Genomic DNA, 834 nt, shown 5'->3' with positions numbered 1-834 from the left:
CTGCCGAACTCGGCATCTCTCTGACCGCCCTCAAACGCTGGATCAAGCTCTCTCGAGATGGCGAAAGTGATGACGGAAAGAAACCTAACCAGCCGGTGGACGCCACGAAATACAAGGCCTTGGAAGCCCGCCTGCATGAAGTGGAACGGGAAAACCTTTTCTTAAAAAAAGTTTCCGCGTTCTTCGCCAAGGAACAACGGTAGATGATATCTATCGCTTTGTTCAGCAGGAGGAGAACGCTGAGGAAAAAGTGGCTTGGATGTGCCGGCAACTCGATGTGCCCAGGTCCTCGTACTACCGCTGGCGCAACGCCACCGAATCGCTCACAACTATCCGCCACCGGGAGCTGACCGATCAAGTGAAGACTATGTTCGATTCTTCCGATGGGATCTTTGGCCACCGTATGGTGCATACAAAACTAGCCTCTGACGGCGTCGATGTCTCCGTGGGAACAGTAGCTACGATCATGGCTGAGAACGGTTGGGCGGCCAGGCGGATGCGCGCCTTCAAACGCACCACAATCCCCTCAGATCCGGACAAAGTGTTCAAGGATCTCATCGGCCGCGACTTCACCGCCGACACCCCTGGCACCCGCCTAGTCGGCGACATAACCTACCTGCGCACCGGCGAAGGCTGGCTGTATCTGGCCACCGTCATCGATCTATGCACCCGCATGATCGTCGGCTGGGCCATGGCCGATCATATGCGTGCTTCCCTGTGCGTCAGTGCCCTGGAAATGGCCAGAGACAGAGGTCATTTGCAAGCCAACGGAATTTTTCATTCCGACCATGGGACACAATATACGTCCCGCGAAATGGGGACATGGTGTACCGG

Annotated in this window: 2 protein-coding genes; both read left to right on the top strand. The window is 56.0% G+C overall.

Going from position 1 to position 834, the window contains the following annotated elements:
• Positions 1 to 203 (top strand): hypothetical protein (locus ABEA12_RS15015; protein ID WP_425571788.1); only part of this gene is annotated, 203 nt, incomplete at its 5' end.
• 5 nt (positions 204 to 208) lie between these two features.
• On the top strand, positions 209 to 834 hold a 626-nt coding region (locus ABEA12_RS15010; RefSeq protein WP_345468803.1), incomplete at its 3' end, for an IS3 family transposase.

Origin of the sequence: Paeniglutamicibacter antarcticus, assembly GCF_039544305.1 — a bacterium.
GTDB classification, from domain to species: domain Bacteria; phylum Actinomycetota; class Actinomycetes; order Actinomycetales; family Micrococcaceae; genus Paeniglutamicibacter; species Paeniglutamicibacter antarcticus_C.
The sequence above is the reverse complement of the archived record's forward strand: the minus strand, read 5'-3'. Positions and strand labels throughout refer to the sequence as shown.